Here is an 18,551-nt window from a genome sequence, read left to right on the forward strand (position 1 = left end):
ATATTACCTATATATAATTAAAAAACCTAATGAATTAGTCTAAGTGCTTATAAGCCGTGAAAAACATTATTAAAAATGGTATAATATTGATTGTTCTATTTTTATATATCAAAATTTTTTGACAAAAAGGAGGGGGAAATTTTGTTTCAAGTATTATGTATTTTTATTCCAATACTAGCTGCGCTTTTTATGCCTTTCTTCTATAAGAAAGTTCGCTCTATACATACTGGATGGTTCGTTTTGATTGTACCACTTTTTCTAGTAACGTTTTATGCTACGTTTGTACCTTTAATTTCAAAAGGTGAAACAGAAATTGCACAGCTAGATTGGATTCCGTCACTTGGAATATCCTTTGTGTCCTATCTCGATGGTTTAAGTTTATTATTCTCTTTACTTATTTCAGGAATAGGTGCACTTGTAGTATTATATTCGATTTATTATTTAGATCGAACAGTAGAACAATTGCATAACTTTTACATTTACTTATTAATGTTCATGTCTGCAATGCTTGGGGTCGTTCAATCAGATAATATGATAACACTCTATCTATTCTGGGAACTTACGTCAATTTCCTCATTTTTACTAATTGGTTATTGGTTTAATCGTGATAAATCCCGTTTTGGAGCATTAAAGTCAACACTTATTACAGTTGGCGGCGGTATGATGATGCTTGGGGGATTTGTTTTACTATCTATTATGGGGGAAACATTCTCCATTCGAGAATTAATAGAACAAGCACCACAATTAGCAACTAACGATACATTTGTTATCGCACTAATTTTAATTTTACTTGGGGCATTTACTAAATCTGCTCAGTTCCCATTTTATATTTGGTTGCCAGATGCAATGGAAGCACCAACACCTGTAAGTGCTTACTTACACTCTGCAACAATGGTAAAAGCAGGTATTTATTTAGTTGCTCGCTTTACGCCAATTTTTGCACTTTCGGAAGTTTGGGTTTGGTTAGTAGCTGGTATTGGATTACTAACATTGTTCTGGGGTTCATTCTTTGCAGTTAAACAAACTGACTTAAAAGGAATTTTAGCATTTTCAACAGTCAGTCAACTTGGCTTAATTATGTCGTTACTAGGTGTATCGGCAATTGCTTATCACGTAAATGGGGCACAAGATACTGTATTTAAATATGCAGCATTTGCAGCAATTTTCCATTTGATTAACCATGCAACCTTTAAAGGTAGTTTGTTTATGATAGCTGGTATTGTCGATCACGAAACAGGTACCCGTGATATACGTAAACTCGGTGGGCTAATGGGGCTTATGCCTATAAGTTTTACTGTCGCTTTAATTGGTAGTTTTTCTATGGCAGGACTTCCGCCATTTAACGGATTTTTAAGTAAAGAAATGTTTTTAACAGCCATGCTTTCTGTTGCACAGTTTGATCTATTCAACTTTACAACATGGGGTGTGCTATTCCCTATTATCGCTTGGGTTGCAAGTGTATTTACATTTATTTATAGTTTCTACTTTGTTTTTAGAACATTTACCGGAAAAATTAAGCTTGAAGAACTACCTAAAAAGCCACATGAAGCACCAATGGGTATGTTAATTTCACCAGTGATTTTAGCATCATTAGTTGTCGCAATATTCTTTATTCCAAATCTTATTGCCGACACATTTGTTAAGCCTGCTGTTGTAGCGATTCAACCTTTCTTATACACAAATCCTGAACAGGTTGATATTCACGTTGCTGCTTGGCATGGTGGGATAACGCCTGAACTTTTAATGACAATCGGCATTATTATTTTAGGTGCTATATTATTTATGACTCTTGCTAAGTGGCAAAAAGTATATGAGGCATTCCCGGCTAAATTAACTTTAAATAATTTATATGATTTTATTGTCTATGAATTTAGTGATAAGTGGATGAATCGTTTCTCGAAACTTTATATGACAGGTTCGATTCGAGGCTATTTAACTTACATGTTTACTGGCATTGCCATCATTGTCATAGGGACATTATTTATAAAAGATGGATTTAAAGTTTCTTTCATAGGTGCTTCACCAATTCGTCTTTCTCAAGTTCTATTAATTTTAGTTTTAGTAATTGGAACAGTTACGACAGTTTTTGCTAAATCACGAATTACATCAATTATTGCGTTAGGTGCAGTAGGATATACGGTGTCATTATTCTTCGTTATGTTCAATGCACCCGACTTAGCATTAACTCAACTTGTAATTGAAACGATTTCGGTGGCGTTATTCTTATTAGCCTTTTATCATTTACCGAAATTCCAAAAAGTTGAAGAGCGAACTCGATTCCGTTTTGGAAGAGCTTTTGTTTCCATTGCAGTAGGGGTTATGGTAACACTAGTGGCTTTATCCGCGCATTCACAAAAGTATATCGAATCAATCGCACAGTACTATAAAGATACCGTTTATACTTTAGCTGGCGGTGGAAATATCGTAAACGTTATTTTAGTAGACTACCGTGGATTCGATACTTTGTTTGAGATTACTGTACTTGCAATTGCAGGTATGGCGATTTATGGAATGATTAAACTTCGCATGAGCAGGAAGGAGAAAAATTATGAAAACAAATGATGTCATACTACAATTTACAGCAAAGATCGTGTTTTTCATGATTTTCTTCTATGCTGTTCATATTTTCTTTGCAGGACACTATACACCTGGTGGAGGATTTGTTGGTGGGTTAGTTACTGCGAGCGCCATTGTTCTTTTAATCATTGCCTTTGATATTAAGACGGTTCAATCCATCATACCCATCAATTATATTTACTTAGTTGCAGTAGGATTGATTATTGCAGGTGCAACAGCAGCTTTTTCAATGATTATGGGTAAACCGTTCTTTACTCATTACTTTGATTATTTTAATTTACCTATACTAGGTAAAACGTCACTTCACACAGCTGCACTATTTGACTTAGGTGTTTACTTGGTTGTTGTTGGTGTTACGATGACCATTATTCAAACGATTGGGGAGGATGAATAATGGAAATAATTATGGCCTTTGTATGTGGCTTCCTCTTTATGGCAGCTATCTATTTAATACTATCACGTAGCTTGTTACGTATTATTATTGGGACAGGATTACTAAGTCATGGTGCACATTTACTTATCCTAACAATGGGAAGTTTCAAAGGAAGTGCTCCTCCAGTTCTAACTGATGGCGTTACAGATTACGTGGATCCAATTCCACAAGCATTAATTTTGACTGCCATTGTAATTAGTTTCGGTGTTACGGCCTTCTTTTTAGTATTGGCATACCGTGCTTATCAAGAATTAAAAACAGATGATATGACATTAATGAAAGGAAGTGAGGATCATGAATAACTTCCTTTTACTACCGGTTCTTATTCCCTTCTTCTTTGGGATGTTCTTAATTTTCAATCAAAAAAGGCTAGCTTATCAACGTATTACTGTAATGCTAGGACTTATTCTAGCCATCATCAGCGCTACTGCTCTAGTTTTCAAAGTATATCAAGATGGCCCTCAAACCGTTACTTTCGGTAGTTGGCCTGCTCCATTCGGTATTACGATGGTTTCCGATATGGTGTCTGCATTGCTTGTATTAACAACTCTAGTATTGGCTTTCTTTATTGTATGGTACGGATTTGAATCAATCGGTAAAGAACGGGAACGCTTCTTCTATTATCCTGGGGTTATGTTTATCATTACTGGGGTGAATGGAGCATTTACTACAGGGGATATTTTCAACCTTTTTGTATTTTTCGAAGTATTATTAATGGCTTCTTACTTACTTATCGTTCTTGGTGGCGAAAAAGCACAGCTTCGAGAATCAATTAAATATATTTTAGTTAACGTATTGTCTTCTGCCTTCTTTGTTATTACAGTGGCTTTTCTATATTCCGTAGTAGGTACTTTAAGTATGGCAGATATTTCATTAAAGATAGCAGAGATTAATCAACCTGGCATTATTACGGTAATCGCTGTTATGTTCTTGATGGTATTTGGAATGAAAGCAGCAATTTTTCCGCTTTATTTCTGGTTACCAAGCGCATATTCAGCCCCGCCAATCCCAGTACTAGCATTATTTGGTGCTTTACTTACTAAAGTTGGTGTATATGCCATTATGCGTACATATACGTTATTCTTTACTCATGACTTAGCTTATACACATGAACTTCTACTAATATTATCCATCGTTACAATCATCGCAGGATGTATTGGCGCACTTGCTCATTTCGATGTAAAGCAGATTATTATTTATAATATCGTTATCGCTGTTGGAGTTATTTTATTTGGTGTTGCTCAAATGAACCAAATTGGTTTAGAAGGTGCAATGTTCTATCTAGTTCATGACATGATAATAAAAGCAGCCCTCTTTATGTTAGTCGGTATTGTCATTTATGTAACTGGCACTACAAATTTACGAAAAATGGGCGGCTTAATGAAAACGTATCCTGCATTAGGTTGGTTCTATTTAATTGCCGCATTCGGTTTAGCCGGGGTACCTCCTTTAAGTGGATTCGTAGGTAAACTATTAATTGTCCAGGGTGGGTTCCAAGCAGGGAATATCTGGACGAGTATTTTAATATTAGCATCTAGTTTAGTTGTTTTATTATCTGTCATGCGCATCTTTATTTACGCCTTCTGGGGTGAACAAGGGCAAGTTTCTAAACAGGTGAATAAAACAGTTTATCACCGCATGTTTTTCCCTACGATGTTGCTAGTATTGGTTTCAATCTTCTACGGGGTTGGTACAGAATGGATCACTCCTTTAATGGAAGAGGCAGCAAAAATTTTAGTTGAACCATCGATCTACACAGACGCAGTAATGAAAGGAGGAAACTAAATGTCCTTTCAAGTTTTACTAAATGTATTCCTAGCATTTTTATGGATGTTTTTATCCTCTAACTATTCGTTATCCCGATTTATAATCGGATATTTACTCGGTTTGTTATGTATTATTGCAATGAGACGTTTCTTTAAATCTCGACTTTATACGGACCGTGTTTGGGCTGCTATTAAACTCACAATTCTATTTATTAAAGAATTGATTTTGGCAAATATCTCAGTATTAATGCTCGTAATAAAACCGAAACTTGAACTGCAACCTGCTTTTTTCAAATATGATACTGAGCTAACGCAAGATTGGGAAATTACCCTATTATCTAGTTTGATTACATTAACACCAGGTACAGTAGTTGTACACGTTTCAGATGATTCAAAGTCATTATTTATCCATGTGATAGATAGTGATGATATTGATTCTACAATCGATTCAATTAAAACTTCCTTTGAAAAGGCCATCATGGAGGTGAGCCGTACATGACATATTTTCTATGGGTTTCAGTATTGATTGTTGTTTTGTCCATGATTGCACTACTTTACCGCCTAGTGAAAGGGCCTCATCCTTCTGACCGTGTCGTGGCCCTTGATGCGGTTGGGGTTGCTCTTATTTCTCTAGTCGGTCTACTATCAATCGTTGTCGAAACAAGTTTCTTTTTAGAAATCATACTTTTACTGGCGATATTATCATTTATCGGAACAATTGCCTTCTCTAAATTTATAGAGAAAGGAGATATTATTACCCGTGACAATTCTCGCTAATATACTAATCGTATTTTTTATCTCTGTTGGATTATTATTTATTGTTGTAACTGCAATCGGGCTTTTTCGATTACCCGATCTTTACACTCGTGCACATGCCGCTTCTAAAAGTTCAACTTTAGGGGTTATGTTTATTCTACTCGGTGTGTTTTTCCACTTTTGGTTAAAGGAAAATCATTTTAATCCTGGAATTTTATTAGGAGTTCTTTTCTTATTCATTACAGGTCCTGTTGGGGGGCATATTATGAGCCGTTCTTCATACTTAGCAGGAGTCAAACCATGGTCTGGCACAGTAAGAGATGATTTAAAAGAAGAAGTTGAAAGAATGAAAAAAGAACAAGGACTTTAAACGTTAAAAGAAAGCGCGAAATCATCGCGCTTTCTTTTTTAGTAATATCTTCTATAAGGTCCACGTCTGCGAGGATAATGATATCTTGGATAATAATATGGATAAGGTTGATAATAATACGGATAACGATTTGGATAAATAGCGTTTCCTAAAAGACCACCTAAAAATCCTCCAATAAATGGATAACCAAATGCACCGAAACCGCCATATCCACCATACCCACCATATCCTCCATAATAATTAACCATATTTAACCTCCTTTTCTTTTGTAACATATGAAAGAAAAGGAATGATATCTAGGGAAAACGCCCAGTTACAATATCAATTAATGATGGATAGGATTGCTTCCTTCGCCTAATCGTTCGATAAAGGTTGCTAACGTTCTTACCATTACCCCAGTTCCACCTTTTGGACCTAAGTCATGAGCTTGATTTGCATCTGAGGTACCTGCAATATCTAAATGAATCCACGGTCTATTTTCTACAAATTCTCCGACAAAACCTCCAGCAAAAATCATATGTCCATCACTGCCAGGTGAATTATTTAAGTCAGCAACATCTGATTTTCGGATACGTTTTTTGTCTCGTTCAGTTAAAGGCATACCCCATACAAATTCTCCTGTTTCGATACTCGCCTCTATAAAAGCATCAAAAAAGGCTTCATTGTTTGTAAGAGACCCTGTTTTATCAAATCCTAATGCAGTAATAACACCGCCCGTTAAGGTTGCTACATCAATTAAGGAACTTGCCCCTTGTTGTTGAGCATACGTAATTGCATCGGCTAAAACGAGACGTCCTTCTGCATCAGTATTTAATATTTCAACAGTTTTCCCACTATAAGTAGTGATAACATCATCCGGTTTAAATGCTTCACCAGATATCATATTGTCAGTAGAACCGATAACTGCTACCACGTTTTTATTTGGTCGAATTTCTCCAATGATCTTCATTGCACCCAGAACAGCAGCGGCACCACCCATATCGCCTTTCATCCCAACCATACCTGTTTTTGTTTTAATGGAATAACCACCAGTATCGTAAGTGACACCTTTCCCAACTAAACCAATTGCATCTTCCCATTTTTCCGTTGCTTGGTATTTTAATGTAATAAGACGGGGTTCTTCTTTTGAACCCTTATTAACGCTCAAGATTCCTCCCATACCTAGCTCTTCTAACTGTGCTTTATCAAGAATTTCCACTTCAAAATCATATTGCTTTGCTAACTTTTCCGCATAATTAGCAAGATCTGTAGCAGTTAATAAATTTGGTGGTAAATTGACTAAATTACGTGCTTCATTGACTGCATCCGCATAAATTTTTCCTACTTCAAAACTAGCAGCAATTTCGTCAATATCAGCTTCTGTTACAAAGTGAACTGCATCCATATACAAATCAATTTCATTCGATGTTGTTTTGTAATTTGGCACCTGATAAAATCCTAAACTCGCTCCCTCAGCAAACAAATGAGCAATGTCGTTTTCATCAATTGGGCTTGCCGTGAATGACTCAAGCCAAATTGAATATTCACATGCTTTTAAAGTTCGGAGTTCCTTACCGACTAAACCAAAAGTTTCACGTAGTTGATTTTCAGTTAATGTTTTTGTGTCCCCTAAACCAACAAAAAGAACTCTTTTTAGTTGCGTATTTGTACCAATATAGGGGATTTTCGTCATTTTTTTACGGTCTGTATTAATATCTCCTGAGCGAATCCATTCTTCTAAGTTTTCGCCATAAAATGAAACGAACTTGCTCCATCCTTTTATATGGTCACAATTTTTTTGGACCCCTACGATTAGTAGTTCAGTGCTTATTTGATCAAATGATTTCGCTTCTTTCACAATTTTCATGCTATCCCTCCCGTAATTTTTATTATAATCGAATTTATTAATTTTTCGTATTTCTAACACTGTATTCATGGTTTTACTATTTATCGGTTATGCTATACTAGTTATTAGAAAAAGAAAGGTAGGGATGTTTATTTTGGCACTTTTTCAAAATACACCACTCATTTTATCTATCTTCTCTATACTATTTGCACAATTTGTTAAAGTTCCAATTCATTTTTTAGTAACTAAAAAACTAGATTGGTCTTTATTAACCTCAACTGGAGGTATGCCAAGTTCTCACTCAGCAGCTGTGACAAGTTTAGCTACTGCGGTCGGATTTGAAACAGGACTACATTCCCCTACCTTTGCTGTAGCTGCGATGTTTGCCAGTATTGTTATGTATGATGCTAGTGGAGTCCGTTATCAAGCAGGACAGCACGCTGTAATAATAAACCGTATGCGCAACGAACTTACCCTGTTTTTCCGTGAAGTGAAACATTGGCCAGAAAAAGATGAAAATGAAAAAATTCAAGAATTAAAAACATTGCTCGGTCATAAACCAAGCGAAGTATTTACAGGTGCTTTAACGGGTATTCTTATTTCTGTCATTTTTTATACTGTAATTATTTAATTTATATAAGCTAGCGAAAATAAAAAAAGTACAGCGACCTTAAATTCGTTGTACTTTTTCTATATGGTTATTATTTTATTAAAACATTCTATAGCCTGCTTTTCTTAAATAAATCATGACAAATCCAGCTACAATTGCTCCAGCAAAACCACCTGATAAGATTGAAATGTCAACAACTTGTAGAGCCGCAAGCTTTTCTAATAGTGCTGGAAAAGCAGTTCCCGCCTCAAAAATATAGTCTAGGAAGCTGACTTCATCAACAATAAATACCACGACGATTGGGTAAACAATTGCCATTAACCAAGTCATTCGAAGCAACATGTTCAGTAAGAAACCGATTCCAAAAAACATGACAAAGAAAAGTACGATTGATATGATTAATTGCACCAATGAAACTGATCCACTCATTATATGTATAACCTCCATTTTTCCTCTCATTAGTTTACATGATATACTAGGAGGTTTCAAATGACGGAATTAGGAATTCTATACATCGAAATTATCTATGAAAGAAAAGTTTATACGATGAATACTCAAATACATCCCCAGGGTTAATTCCTTCTACTTTGCTAAGTTGATGGTGTAATAATTCTTGGCTCGCCATCTCTTTTAACATGACAGAGATATCACGCTCGGTTACAATTTCTTCTACTGTGATCCACTTTGCATCAAACAATTCAGCTTCTTGTATAATAATTGGTTGATTTTCGTCTGTTTGTTTGCAACAAAAAATCGCCATATTATCACTGATTTCATTGCGAATAACACCTGTCCGTAGACCAATTAAACCTGTTACTTCACAATCAATGCCTGTTTCTTCTTTTACTTCCCGAACAACGGCTTCATCTGCTGTCTCTCCCATATTTACAAACCCTGCCGGCAAGGACCAAACACCTTTTAATCCACCATAAGTCTTATTCACTACTAGCCATTTTCCTTCACTATTCACAACTACTCCTGCAACCCCAAGCCATACTTTTCCACGGTCCTTTTTCATTAAAATCCCCCTTCATTTTGTTACCCAATGATGCATTTCTTTACTGTTATTTTACAATATCACTTCCCATAAATAAAAATGTCTTCCCTACTTTTATTTATTAGATTGGAGTAAAAAATTTGACAAAAAAAGTTATTTATGCTATAATTTACAAATAAATAATTAGGGTATATAATAAGATTCTCCTGGCCAGGGGAATCTTTTTTTCGTTTTAGGGGGATAAAATTGGAAAATAATCAATCGAGTGTAACTTCTTTAATGACCGCTTTTGGTCGAGCATACCACTTTCTAAATGACACACCAAAAATTTTTGAAGATTCGGTTGCAAAAGATTTAATTACTGATTTGGAATACACTGATATTAGCACGAACCTTATTAAAGCTGTACATTTACTAAATAGTGATATAGCATCTAAATACCAGCATCAACCCGAAGAATTGATTAAATGGTTTACCCAAGTGCAACTTTCACCAACGACTTTATCACGCTCTGCCTATTGTGAAAATGTACTTTTACATGAACTTACACTCGGCACAGAACAATATGTCATTCTCGGTGCGGGGTTAGATACCTTCTGCTTTAGACACCCAGAATTGCACGGACAGTTAGAAATATTCGAGGTCGATCATCCTGCCACACAACAGTTTAAAAAAACTCGATTGGAAAATGCAAACTATATGATCCCAAATAATTTACATTTTGTTTCGATGGATTTCACACAAGGCTTTGATATGCAAAGTTTACTGGACAATGGATTTAATAAAGAGAAAAAAACATTCTTTAGCTTACTCGGTGTTTCCTATTATTTAACAAAAGGTGAACTGGCTGAATTGTTTGAAAAATTACTTAGTATAGTGCCACCAGGAAGTTCAATTGTATTTGATTATGGAGATGAAGGTCTTTTTGAGGAAAAAGGATTGTACAATCGTGTCCAAAGCATGGTCCAAATTGCAGCTATGAATGGGGAACCAATGAAATCTTGCTTTGCTTATGATGAAATTGAGAAATTGTTAGAAGACTCAGGGTTACTTATTTACGAACATTTGTCACCAACATCCATTAATAAACAATACTTTCAAAACCGTAAAGACTATTTGACAGCATTCGAAACGATTCATTTTCTTCATGCGGTGAAAAAATATTGATTAAATTGCGGTCTGCTATTGTAGGCCGCATTTCTATATTCGGCTATATAGATACATAATTTTTCCTCTCAAGTCCAATAATAACTTTGAAGAAGGATTTATACTATTTTTTCGAGGGATATATATGAACAAATTGCACTATATATTCGCTATTCTAACATTCTTTGGATTTTGTATTTTGTGGCTTAGCTATGATACATCTTTCATTGAAGCTTTTGATCAAAACGTCTCTAACTTACTGTATGGCCTAGACTTCATAACACTGTTTCATTACTTAGGCGAAACAAAAGTCATTTTCTGTATTTCCTTCATTCTATTAATTTTTATTTGGATTAGAGTAGGGGATTTACAATTAACTCTCTTTGTTTTATTAACAGTCGGGTTTGGATATGGGCTATATCAATTTTTAAAACACCTAATAGAACGACCTCGTCCAGAAATTGCCGATCAATTATCTACCTATAGTTTTCCCTCTGGACATGCTGTTCACGGAATGTTGTATTTACTCACAATAGCTTATGTACTATCAAAAGTCGTTGCGTCAAAAAAAGCTAGTCGCATAGTTTGGAGCATATGCATCATTCTTTTTATTTTAATCGGCACATCACGCATCACAGAAGGGCGACACTATGCATCTGATGTTTTAGCTGGATGGATGCTTGGATATAGCTGGTTTATGATTTGTGTTTGGTGGTACGAACATGGCCATCGTAAAAAAATAAAAAACAAAACGCATTGAGAAGTTTAGAAACTCAATGCGTTTTTTGATTTATACAATCAATTATTCACAAACTTCAGGCGTACCTTCAACTTTAGCCGTTCTAAACGACGTTCCACACCCACATGAAGCAATGGCGTTTGGATTGTCAATGGTAAATTAGAAGAAGTATACTATTAATCCAAAATGTTATTAAATCAACGTTTTCCGCTTAAAAATTGGATTAATAATTGTAAAATGGGTTATAAATACACAACTTAGATGATTAGTAATATCACCAACATTATATAATCCAAACCATCTATAAAGCAACTACTAAATCAAATTAATTTCTATTTAATTCCATACGTTCGATTCTCCATTATTCTCTCAAGTATGCGGTATCTATCTACCTATACCCTAAAACATTATTGAATTAAATGGAATTAAAAACAAATTCATAGAATCCAATTTTAAGGTAATTTTCTTTTGTTCCAACACTTGTATCATAATCTTTTATAACCATTGAAATTAATTAAATTTCAGCAATAAAAAAACACGCTCAAACTGAACGTGAATAATTTTTATCAATATTATTTTATCTCAAGGCATTAAAAAGGACTATTCTAAAATTATTAGATGGTATAAAAATTTATTCAACACTAAAAGTTAATTTAAATTCTTCTGCATCAATATATTGCCATAGACTTCCGTATAGAGTAAATGTATTCGTTGTAGTAGTTAATCCTTTATAAATAACATCACCTGTTACTTCTTGACCTGCTCTTAAATAATCTATATCCCAAAAAGTATCGTCTTGATCTAAAAATTTCAAGGTATTCTTACCATCATAAATCTCCCAAGTACTTGTCATAATATCACCTTTATCTGAAACAGTAGAATTATTTTTTAATGTTATATTTAACTTTATGCCACCGGATGTAGCTTCGTAAGAGTTTATTCTTAAAGACATACCATTTTTAGCAGTATGAGTATATGGTAAATCTGATTTCTTGATTAAATCCTTTTGAGGAGTCTCTTTAGGATTCAACTGTTTTTCTAAATTTTTTATTTTAGTTTTTAGTTCACCTAGCTCTGTTTCCAAACTCTTTATCTTTTTGTCCTTTTCCGTTATTTGAGTTTTAAGTTTTTTTATTTCCCCATCTTTCTTTATATTCGAACCTGATAACTCATTAACCTGTTTCTTCAATTTCTCAATATTACTTGAATTTGACGATGAAGCAGCATTGGTATAATTATTAGTAGCACTAAATACTAATAAAAATGCTGTTAAACTAGTTAAAATAATTTTTACAATTTTATCCAAAACAGTACCCTCCCTCTTTTTATAAATATTACCATTTAAGTTATATTCTTTCAAATGTTTATAATAAAGCTTCTTTCATATGAATTTTTCATAGTATAAAAGTTAAGTAAAATAAAAAGAGTGAGCAAATGCCCACCCTCTATAATTATTATGTTATATGTTTCATTCTGTTAATTCTGCTGAATAAAAAACAGGTAATTATTTAGTCATCAGTTTGTACAGTTTTAATAATTTTTCTTTACTCATTTGTTTAAAGTAATTGTCAAAAAATTCTTCTATTACCTTTCTATGTTCATCTGGTATTATGACTTTAACTGTCCCCATCTACATTACCTCAATCGTTATTTTGTTTTAATCCATTAGTTTTAATATAATGTATAACCATTTCACAATAAATTTCTCTTAGTCTTGATAATTTTTCTTCTTGTTCTTCTTTACTAATTTTAATATAAGTAATTTCTTTTACTTTAATTTCAGCTTTTGCTCTCATTGCATATTGACCTTTCATTAACAGTATAGTTATTTTCGTTAAGTTTTCGGATTAATAATTTTCGAAAATATTCATTCAAATCATATCTACCTAAATAAGCTGTTTTACTCATTCTCTCACCTACAATAATTTACTTTATGATATTGTACACTTTTAACTAATAATTATAAGTAAAGAAGGGTTATGTAAAATTAGGTAAAAAAGTTAAGTAAAAAAGAAAAGGTACGGAACAATCCCGAACCCTTTCATGTATGTATTACTTTATAAACTTATCATAAAATCGTTTAAACATTGTAAATGCTTGTTGACGTGTTAAAGCAGCAGTTGGATTATCACCATTTGTTAATTCATTTTCAATTGCCCATTTAGATGATTCCGTGTGAGATTCACCTACACTAGAAGTTGAATATAAATCGGCTTTATTATTTACATTTGACTTTAGTAGTACAATCTCATTATTTAACTCATTGATTTTAGATAATAACTCCTTATACTGTGACAATGTTAATTCATCTCCATTCACCTTAACCTTATTAAAACTGTCTGTTGCATAACCTTTATAATTATATTGTAAGTGAGGACTGTCTAGGAATGTTTCATCTCTCCACTCACCATCATTATCCCAATCTCCACCCCATGTGAATCCTAAAGACTTTGCATAGTTAATAGCACTCATAACATCTTTACGAATATAAGAATTGATTGACCAAGTTGCTTCCCCTTTTGAGTTTACTGGAACAAAGTCTAATGCTTGACCAACTAAATGATAAGACATCATTGTTTTTGAAGCACCTTTAGCAACATTCTCAGCTTGTTTCTCTTTAGTTCGAATCGTTTCGTATATCAGTATTTGAATCTGGTTATCAATACAATATTGATACCATTTATACGCAGCAATTTTCGTATGGTCTGCCAATTTATTCAAATTATTACGGTTACGATCATCATATATCATTTTGAATGTCATTATTTATCACCTGATTTATCTAGTGCAGTTGATTTGGCAAAATAGAAGGCAATTACAGTTAATATCACATTTTGAATAAAATCTGTGTCTAATACATCTTTGAGTGATAATACAGTAAATAGAAGCACTATAATAAATGCAATAATTTTTCGCACCTCAATAAGTGCTGAGAGTTTAGATTTCATATTGATCCTCCATTCACTAAGACTAATCCTAACAATGCCATCACAATTGCCCCGATTATTAAACGTAATATCCATGTTGTATTATTTTTGATGCTTTCCATATCGTCTTTCATGTCTTTAATTCCTGCCTCTGCAACTGCCATTCGTGTGTTTAAATTTGCTACATCTCCTTCTAACTTTGATATGCGTTGTTTATCGTCCATGCGATTTCACCTCTCAAAAGTTAATATAAAAACCTTCCATAATTAAATACGGAAGGCTATTTTATGTATTATTTAATAATTATGAAAAAGTTTGTGAAATTTGACATGCTCTAAATCCTTTATTATCAATACTTTTAAATTTCATTTCACAATCTATTTTCCATTAAAATTTGTATTTTATTAGACTACAATCTTTTTACTGCAAATCTACCCGTAATATCTTGTTGTGATAACTTTTCTAATTGTTCTTGAGTAACTACATCCACACCTTTATTTAACCAATCTTCATCACTAGGGGATGTACCTACAGGTTTCCATTCGGAAGTTGTTGCGTCAAAGTAGACATATGATGCGTCAGATTTGATAAATATTCTCTTAATTGGTGACAAATCAATTACATCATTGTATATTTCTAGTTCATCAATTTGACCATTGAAGAATGAAGTATTGTCACTTTTTTTACCTAATAGAAGGTTTAGAGAGCCAACACTACTGTCTAAATAGGTTGCAGTAGTTTTATATTCTGCAACACTCATATTATCAACATACAATTTTACTCCATTAACATTAGTAGTTCCATCATAAGTTATCAAAATATCATGCCACTGACCATCACATACATCTGTTATACTAGTTGGTGTATCTGAAAACAGGTAATTTGTTCCATTAGCCATTGTAAACGCTAATTTTCCACTATTGAGAACAACTATTCTTATTCCTGCTTGATTGGTTGCACCATTCTGATTGTTTAAAACATGAGTAGTTGATGACGGTTTACTTTGAGATTTTATTTTAAGTCTAATGCTTTTTTTACCATTTGGTATCACAGCATTATTAAATTGAACAAAATCATCTACACCATCAAAACTTAAAGCATTACCACTAATACCAACTACTCTCGTTGCACCCGTTACTGTTCCTATAGCAGTACCTTTACTATCTAATACATTCCCGCTTACTTCATCAAATTTAAACCAATGCACACCACATTTATCCATATTCTTTTGGGTTTTATATGCTTCAATTACACTTGATGTCATATTTTCACTCCTTCTTACGTCACATCATGATTCTTAAGTGACGTTAATATTGATTACTTACATTCTTTAAAAGATTACTTTTATCGGAAGTTTCTAACTCGCTGCATCTACATAATTGATCGTGTACGTACCACTGTTATTAAATGTAAATGTCATTTCACCTGTTGCTTCGTCATATGTCCAGTTGACATCATTTGCAGATTCATTTTTACCGTACATTGAAACGCTTAATGAAATCTTGTCATTTTTTGCATCGTCTAAATATGTTGGTCTTTCAATGTAATAAGCAAAACGAATAAAATTACTATCATTTCGTGCAATATCTAGTTCTGCACTTGTCAATGTGTCAGTAATGGATTTTGGCATACCTTTACTTGCAAAATCAACTTTATCATTTACGTTCACAACAACCCATGAAGTACCGTCCCATGCCTTAAATGTTATTCCGCTATCAAATGATACTGCTATTAGACTCTTACCATTACCGATAACTTGAGTAATAAATGCAATTAAGTCTAGCCATTCCACACCCATCAAACTAATATCACCATTTGCTATTGATACACCGTTTGTATCTTGTAGACCTTTAATTGTTACTTTTGATCCATCTACATCGATTGTTGCATCAACACCAAACTCTATAAATTTACTAAAATCAATTTCATCACTTTCAAAATAATCTGGCACAACTTCAACTAGAGCGTATTCCCATGTATCTCTAATTCTCATAAATCCGTCATATATAATACTATCGTCTGAATCGAAGTTACTTGCATCAGCATTGTTGTAATCGCATGTGTAATGCACGATTCCTGTTGTATTGCCTGTGTATTGCAGTACACTTGCTGCAACTTCTTCTATTTTTAATGGAGAACTAAGTTGAATTGTATGCGTATATGGTGCAGTGACATTTAGCTTTGACGTGGATTTAACCGATCCGCTAACACTGATATTTGCAATATTAGCAACTTTGTTGATTAACTCTTGTAAAGTATTGTACGAGTAAGCAACGACACCTTTATTAGTTAAATTGTTTGCAAACGTTACTTTAAGTTGCTGTAACTTTGTCGCCATATCGCTAAATGTATCGCTATTATTTAATGGATTTCCAATAGCACTAGCGATACTTTGTTTTCCGCTATTGGCATACGTAAAAAGTTCTGCAAGTGCATCTTCCACAGTTGTAGCAGTAAATAAGTTTCCGCTATCTGTAATTGGTGTCTCAGCAGCATTTTGTTTTTCGTATCGTGATTTTGGTAAAATTCCTGTTGTTTCTGTTTCAAGATTGATTGGATTTGTTGAAAAGTCTCGTACTTCTCCACCTTTAAACTCTCCGGCAAATCCCCACGTAGAACCATTATAAATATAAATTGTGGAAGAACCGTCTTTCGTTTCATCTGCTAACACAATGACCATATCTTGAGCGGACATATCTGTTAAGGTTAATAAATCTGCATGAGTATCAACAGATGTACTAAAGTTACCAATACTTGTTAATGCGTTTAATTGTTGTTGGATATTGCCTGTTACACCTTGTAGCGAGTTTATTTCAATGATTGTTGCAAGCAATCCATCTAGTGTTTTTACAGTTAATTTACCACCGATATTTTTAATCGTGCTGTCATCCACAAAATCAACTAAATATCCACTCGTACCACTAGCCGACATTTTCACTTTTTCATCTGCGGAAGACACTGGGTTGCTTTCTAATGCCACAATCCGTGACGAGTGACTAGCAATTTCCGTTGCGTTTGCATCGATTTGCGACCTTTGTGCAGGCGATACAAATACTTTAGTCGATGTCTCAATCACGCTATTTGCACTAATTGGACCTCCTGTGCCACCGCCATAACTACCATCATCCACAACCCATTTGTTATCAATCGGATTCCATAACTGCGGAATAGGTGAACCAAGCGCATCGCGTAATAGCTTAGTTTGTGCAAAATCTACATCGTTTGCAGTAATAAAACTACCGTCTGTTGTTTGTACTGCGAACATTTGTAAATCTAGGTTGAAATACTGTGGTACGTCACTACCGAGCATATCTCGGATTAATTTTGTTTGTGTAAAATTTGTCATACTCTCACTCCTTTTTGCATAATAAAAACCCTCCACGATTGTGGAAGGTTACTCTACTAATCTCATTTTTCGAAAGTTTAATGGGAATGGGGTGGATTTCATTTTTGCACGTATTACCTTAATGAAATACGGGTATGATTCATTTTCGTCGATTCCCCAAATTGTATTGAAATTCCAATTTTCGAATGTTGCTTGTTGTTTCATTTCGTGTGTGCTTCTAGATTCACCTTTACCATTATCCGTATGTGTAAATCCAACAACTTCCCTGTCATAATAAGAATTAACAACTATTACATCATTACTATTTGTACTAACAGGACCGCTTATCAATCCACCCACCCATAAAGACATCAATTGTTGCTGTTGTTCGTCAGGATTATCCAATTTCCAATTTACTTTACCTGCGTAATAGCAATTAGTAATCGTACCTAATCGAAAATTCCCAATAAAGCCTGCCACAGATAAATTGTATTTCCTAGATAAATCACGTCCGCTTGTAACTTCGCACAATGAATAACAATTTTTAACAGCTTGGGTACGTGCCACACCAATAAAACCACCAACACTGTTAGCTCGATTTCCAATGTTAACAATGCCGGAAGTATAACATGATTCAACTATATCACCGTATAATCGCCCACATAACGCTCCTGCGTATAAATTTACATACGGATGTTGGTCTGGCATGTCAGGCAAATGAATATAAACGTTTTCTAAATAAATATTTTTTAAGAATATCTCCCTATAAACACCAAACTCTCCAACAGCACCAAATAAACCAATAAATAAGTTAGTTAAAGATACCGTTGTATCAAACGGTGGTAATGCAATAATTTTTAAGTTAGTTATCTCATGTCTACCACCATCATATCCACCAAGGAATGGGTTAATATGGTCACCTATCGGAATCCAATTACCATAAGAGATTAAATTTACATCCTTTACTTGTTTATAGTATGCGCTCATGTTATGTCTTACAGCGTTTAGGTCTTGTGCATCCTCCACAAGGTAAGGATTTTCTTTTGTACCATCGCCACCACCAAAATGTCCATTCGCCAT

General features: G+C 34.0%; 22 protein-coding genes and 2 pseudogenes. 10 read left to right on the top strand and 14 right to left on the bottom strand.

Features of this window, described 5'->3' with window-relative positions:
* Window positions 1–141 precede the first annotated feature (141 nt).
* Genes CRO00_RS11235 through mnhG form a run of 7 tightly spaced genes read left to right on the top strand, consistent with a single transcriptional unit; the run spans window position 142 to window position 5,902 of the window.
* Window positions 142–2,562 carry a Na+/H+ antiporter subunit A gene (locus CRO00_RS11235; protein WP_097073770.1) on the top strand — a complete coding sequence of 807 codons (2,421 nt, stop codon included), beginning with the start codon at window positions 142–144 and terminating at the stop codon, window positions 2,560–2,562.
* A complete protein-coding gene (locus CRO00_RS11240; RefSeq protein ID WP_097073771.1) occupies window positions 2,549–2,971 on the top strand; it encodes a Na(+)/H(+) antiporter subunit B in 423 nt (140 codons plus the stop codon). Before CRO00_RS11235 ends, CRO00_RS11240 begins: the two co-directional genes overlap by 14 nt.
* Window positions 2,971–3,312, top strand: a complete 342-nt coding sequence (locus CRO00_RS11245) for a Na(+)/H(+) antiporter subunit C (RefSeq protein ID WP_097073772.1) — start codon at window positions 2,971–2,973, stop codon at window positions 3,310–3,312. Before CRO00_RS11240 ends, CRO00_RS11245 begins: the two co-directional genes overlap by 1 nt.
* Window positions 3,305–4,795, top strand: coding sequence for a Na+/H+ antiporter subunit D (locus tag CRO00_RS11250; RefSeq protein WP_097073773.1), 1,491 nt, complete (start codon window positions 3,305–3,307; stop codon window positions 4,793–4,795). Before CRO00_RS11245 ends, CRO00_RS11250 begins: the two co-directional genes overlap by 8 nt.
* A complete protein-coding gene (locus CRO00_RS11255) occupies window positions 4,796–5,275 on the top strand; it encodes a Na+/H+ antiporter subunit E (protein ID WP_097073774.1) in 480 nt (159 codons plus the stop codon).
* On the top strand, window positions 5,272–5,553 hold the full coding sequence (locus CRO00_RS11260) for a Na(+)/H(+) antiporter subunit F1 (protein ID WP_097073775.1): 282 nt from the start codon (window positions 5,272–5,274) through the stop codon (window positions 5,551–5,553). The genes CRO00_RS11255 and CRO00_RS11260 overlap by 4 nt, the downstream gene beginning before the upstream one ends.
* Window positions 5,537–5,902 carry a monovalent cation/H(+) antiporter subunit G gene (gene mnhG / locus CRO00_RS11265; RefSeq protein WP_097073776.1) on the top strand — a complete coding sequence of 122 codons (366 nt, stop codon included), beginning with the start codon at window positions 5,537–5,539 and terminating at the stop codon, window positions 5,900–5,902. Before CRO00_RS11260 ends, mnhG begins: the two co-directional genes overlap by 17 nt.
* A 38-nt stretch (window positions 5,903–5,940) precedes the next feature.
* Here the strand turns inward: mnhG and CRO00_RS11270 are convergent, their stop codons facing one another.
* Entirely contained in the window at window positions 5,941–6,150 is a 210-nt protein-coding gene (locus tag CRO00_RS11270; protein ID WP_097073777.1) for a hypothetical protein, read from the bottom strand.
* Window positions 6,151–6,227: 77 nt separating this feature from the next.
* The gene (locus CRO00_RS11275) at window positions 6,228–7,748 is read right to left on the bottom strand and encodes a leucyl aminopeptidase (protein ID WP_097073778.1); all 1,521 of its coding nucleotides are present in this window, start codon (window positions 7,746–7,748) and stop codon (window positions 6,228–6,230) included.
* Window positions 7,749–7,881: 133 nt separating this feature from the next.
* Here CRO00_RS11275 and CRO00_RS11280 point away from each other — a divergent pair, with 133 nt between their 5' ends.
* A complete protein-coding gene (locus CRO00_RS11280; protein ID WP_202615665.1) occupies window positions 7,882–8,358 on the top strand; it encodes a divergent PAP2 family protein in 477 nt (158 codons plus the stop codon).
* A 78-nt stretch (window positions 8,359–8,436) separates the two neighbouring features.
* Here the strand turns inward: CRO00_RS11280 and CRO00_RS11285 are convergent, their stop codons facing one another.
* Entirely contained in the window at window positions 8,437–8,766 is a 330-nt protein-coding gene (locus CRO00_RS11285; protein WP_097073780.1) for a YuiB family protein, read from the bottom strand.
* A 91-nt stretch (window positions 8,767–8,857) separates the two neighbouring features.
* Window positions 8,858–9,355: an NUDIX domain-containing protein gene (locus CRO00_RS11290; RefSeq protein WP_097073781.1), complete on the bottom strand. Its 498-nt coding sequence runs from the start codon at window positions 9,353–9,355 to the stop codon at window positions 8,858–8,860.
* Window positions 9,356–9,580: 225 nt separating this feature from the next.
* Here CRO00_RS11290 and CRO00_RS11295 point away from each other — a divergent pair, with 225 nt between their 5' ends.
* Both CRO00_RS11295 and CRO00_RS11300 read left to right on the top strand, forming a co-directional pair.
* On the top strand, window positions 9,581–10,501 hold the full coding sequence (locus CRO00_RS11295) for a class I SAM-dependent methyltransferase (RefSeq protein WP_097073782.1): 921 nt from the start codon (window positions 9,581–9,583) through the stop codon (window positions 10,499–10,501).
* 178 nt (window positions 10,502–10,679) lie between these two features.
* Entirely contained in the window at window positions 10,680–11,240 is a 561-nt protein-coding gene (locus CRO00_RS11300) for a phosphatase PAP2 family protein (RefSeq protein WP_237658397.1), read from the top strand.
* Window positions 11,241–11,282: 42 nt separating this feature from the next.
* Here CRO00_RS11300 and CRO00_RS20455 read toward each other — a convergent pair.
* The 10 genes and pseudogenes from CRO00_RS20455 to CRO00_RS11340 all read right to left on the bottom strand — a co-directional run.
* Window positions 11,283–11,378: pseudogene (locus CRO00_RS20455) on the bottom strand (iron-sulfur cluster assembly accessory protein); the annotation flags it as partial.
* Window positions 11,379–11,850: 472 nt separating this feature from the next.
* Window positions 11,851–12,525 carry a hypothetical protein gene (locus CRO00_RS11310; protein ID WP_097073784.1) on the bottom strand — a complete coding sequence of 225 codons (675 nt, stop codon included), beginning with the start codon at window positions 12,523–12,525 and terminating at the stop codon, window positions 11,851–11,853.
* A 198-nt stretch (window positions 12,526–12,723) separates the two neighbouring features.
* Window positions 12,724–12,849 carry a hypothetical protein gene (locus CRO00_RS20550; protein WP_272914315.1) on the bottom strand — a complete coding sequence of 42 codons (126 nt, stop codon included), beginning with the start codon at window positions 12,847–12,849 and terminating at the stop codon, window positions 12,724–12,726.
* Window positions 12,850–12,859: 10 nt separating this feature from the next.
* On the bottom strand, window positions 12,860–13,033 hold the full coding sequence (locus CRO00_RS20145; RefSeq protein ID WP_161946667.1) for a hypothetical protein: 174 nt from the start codon (window positions 13,031–13,033) through the stop codon (window positions 12,860–12,862).
* Window positions 13,034–13,544: 511 nt separating this feature from the next.
* A pseudogene (locus CRO00_RS20635) lies at window positions 13,545–13,970 on the bottom strand (M15 family metallopeptidase); the annotation flags it as partial.
* 11 nt (window positions 13,971–13,981) lie between these two features.
* Window positions 13,982–14,167 carry a hypothetical protein gene (locus tag CRO00_RS11320; RefSeq protein WP_097073785.1) on the bottom strand — a complete coding sequence of 62 codons (186 nt, stop codon included), beginning with the start codon at window positions 14,165–14,167 and terminating at the stop codon, window positions 13,982–13,984.
* Window positions 14,164–14,370: a hemolysin XhlA family protein gene (locus CRO00_RS11325; RefSeq protein WP_097073786.1), complete on the bottom strand. Its 207-nt coding sequence runs from the start codon at window positions 14,368–14,370 to the stop codon at window positions 14,164–14,166. Before CRO00_RS11325 ends, CRO00_RS11320 begins: the two co-directional genes overlap by 4 nt.
* Window positions 14,371–14,555: 185 nt before the next feature.
* A complete protein-coding gene (locus CRO00_RS11330; RefSeq protein ID WP_097073787.1) occupies window positions 14,556–15,410 on the bottom strand; it encodes a LamG domain-containing protein in 855 nt (284 codons plus the stop codon).
* 93 nt (window positions 15,411–15,503) lie between these two features.
* Window positions 15,504–17,492 (bottom strand): hypothetical protein, encoded by a 1,989-nt coding sequence (locus CRO00_RS11335; RefSeq protein WP_097073788.1) that lies wholly within the window; start codon window positions 17,490–17,492, stop codon window positions 15,504–15,506.
* 48 nt (window positions 17,493–17,540) lie between these two features.
* Window positions 17,541–18,551, bottom strand: coding sequence for a hypothetical protein (locus tag CRO00_RS11340; RefSeq protein WP_097073789.1), 1,011 nt, complete (start codon window positions 18,549–18,551; stop codon window positions 17,541–17,543).

This window comes from Ureibacillus xyleni (assembly GCF_900217795.1).
Lineage (GTDB): Bacteria > Bacillota > Bacilli > Bacillales_A > Planococcaceae > Ureibacillus > Ureibacillus xyleni.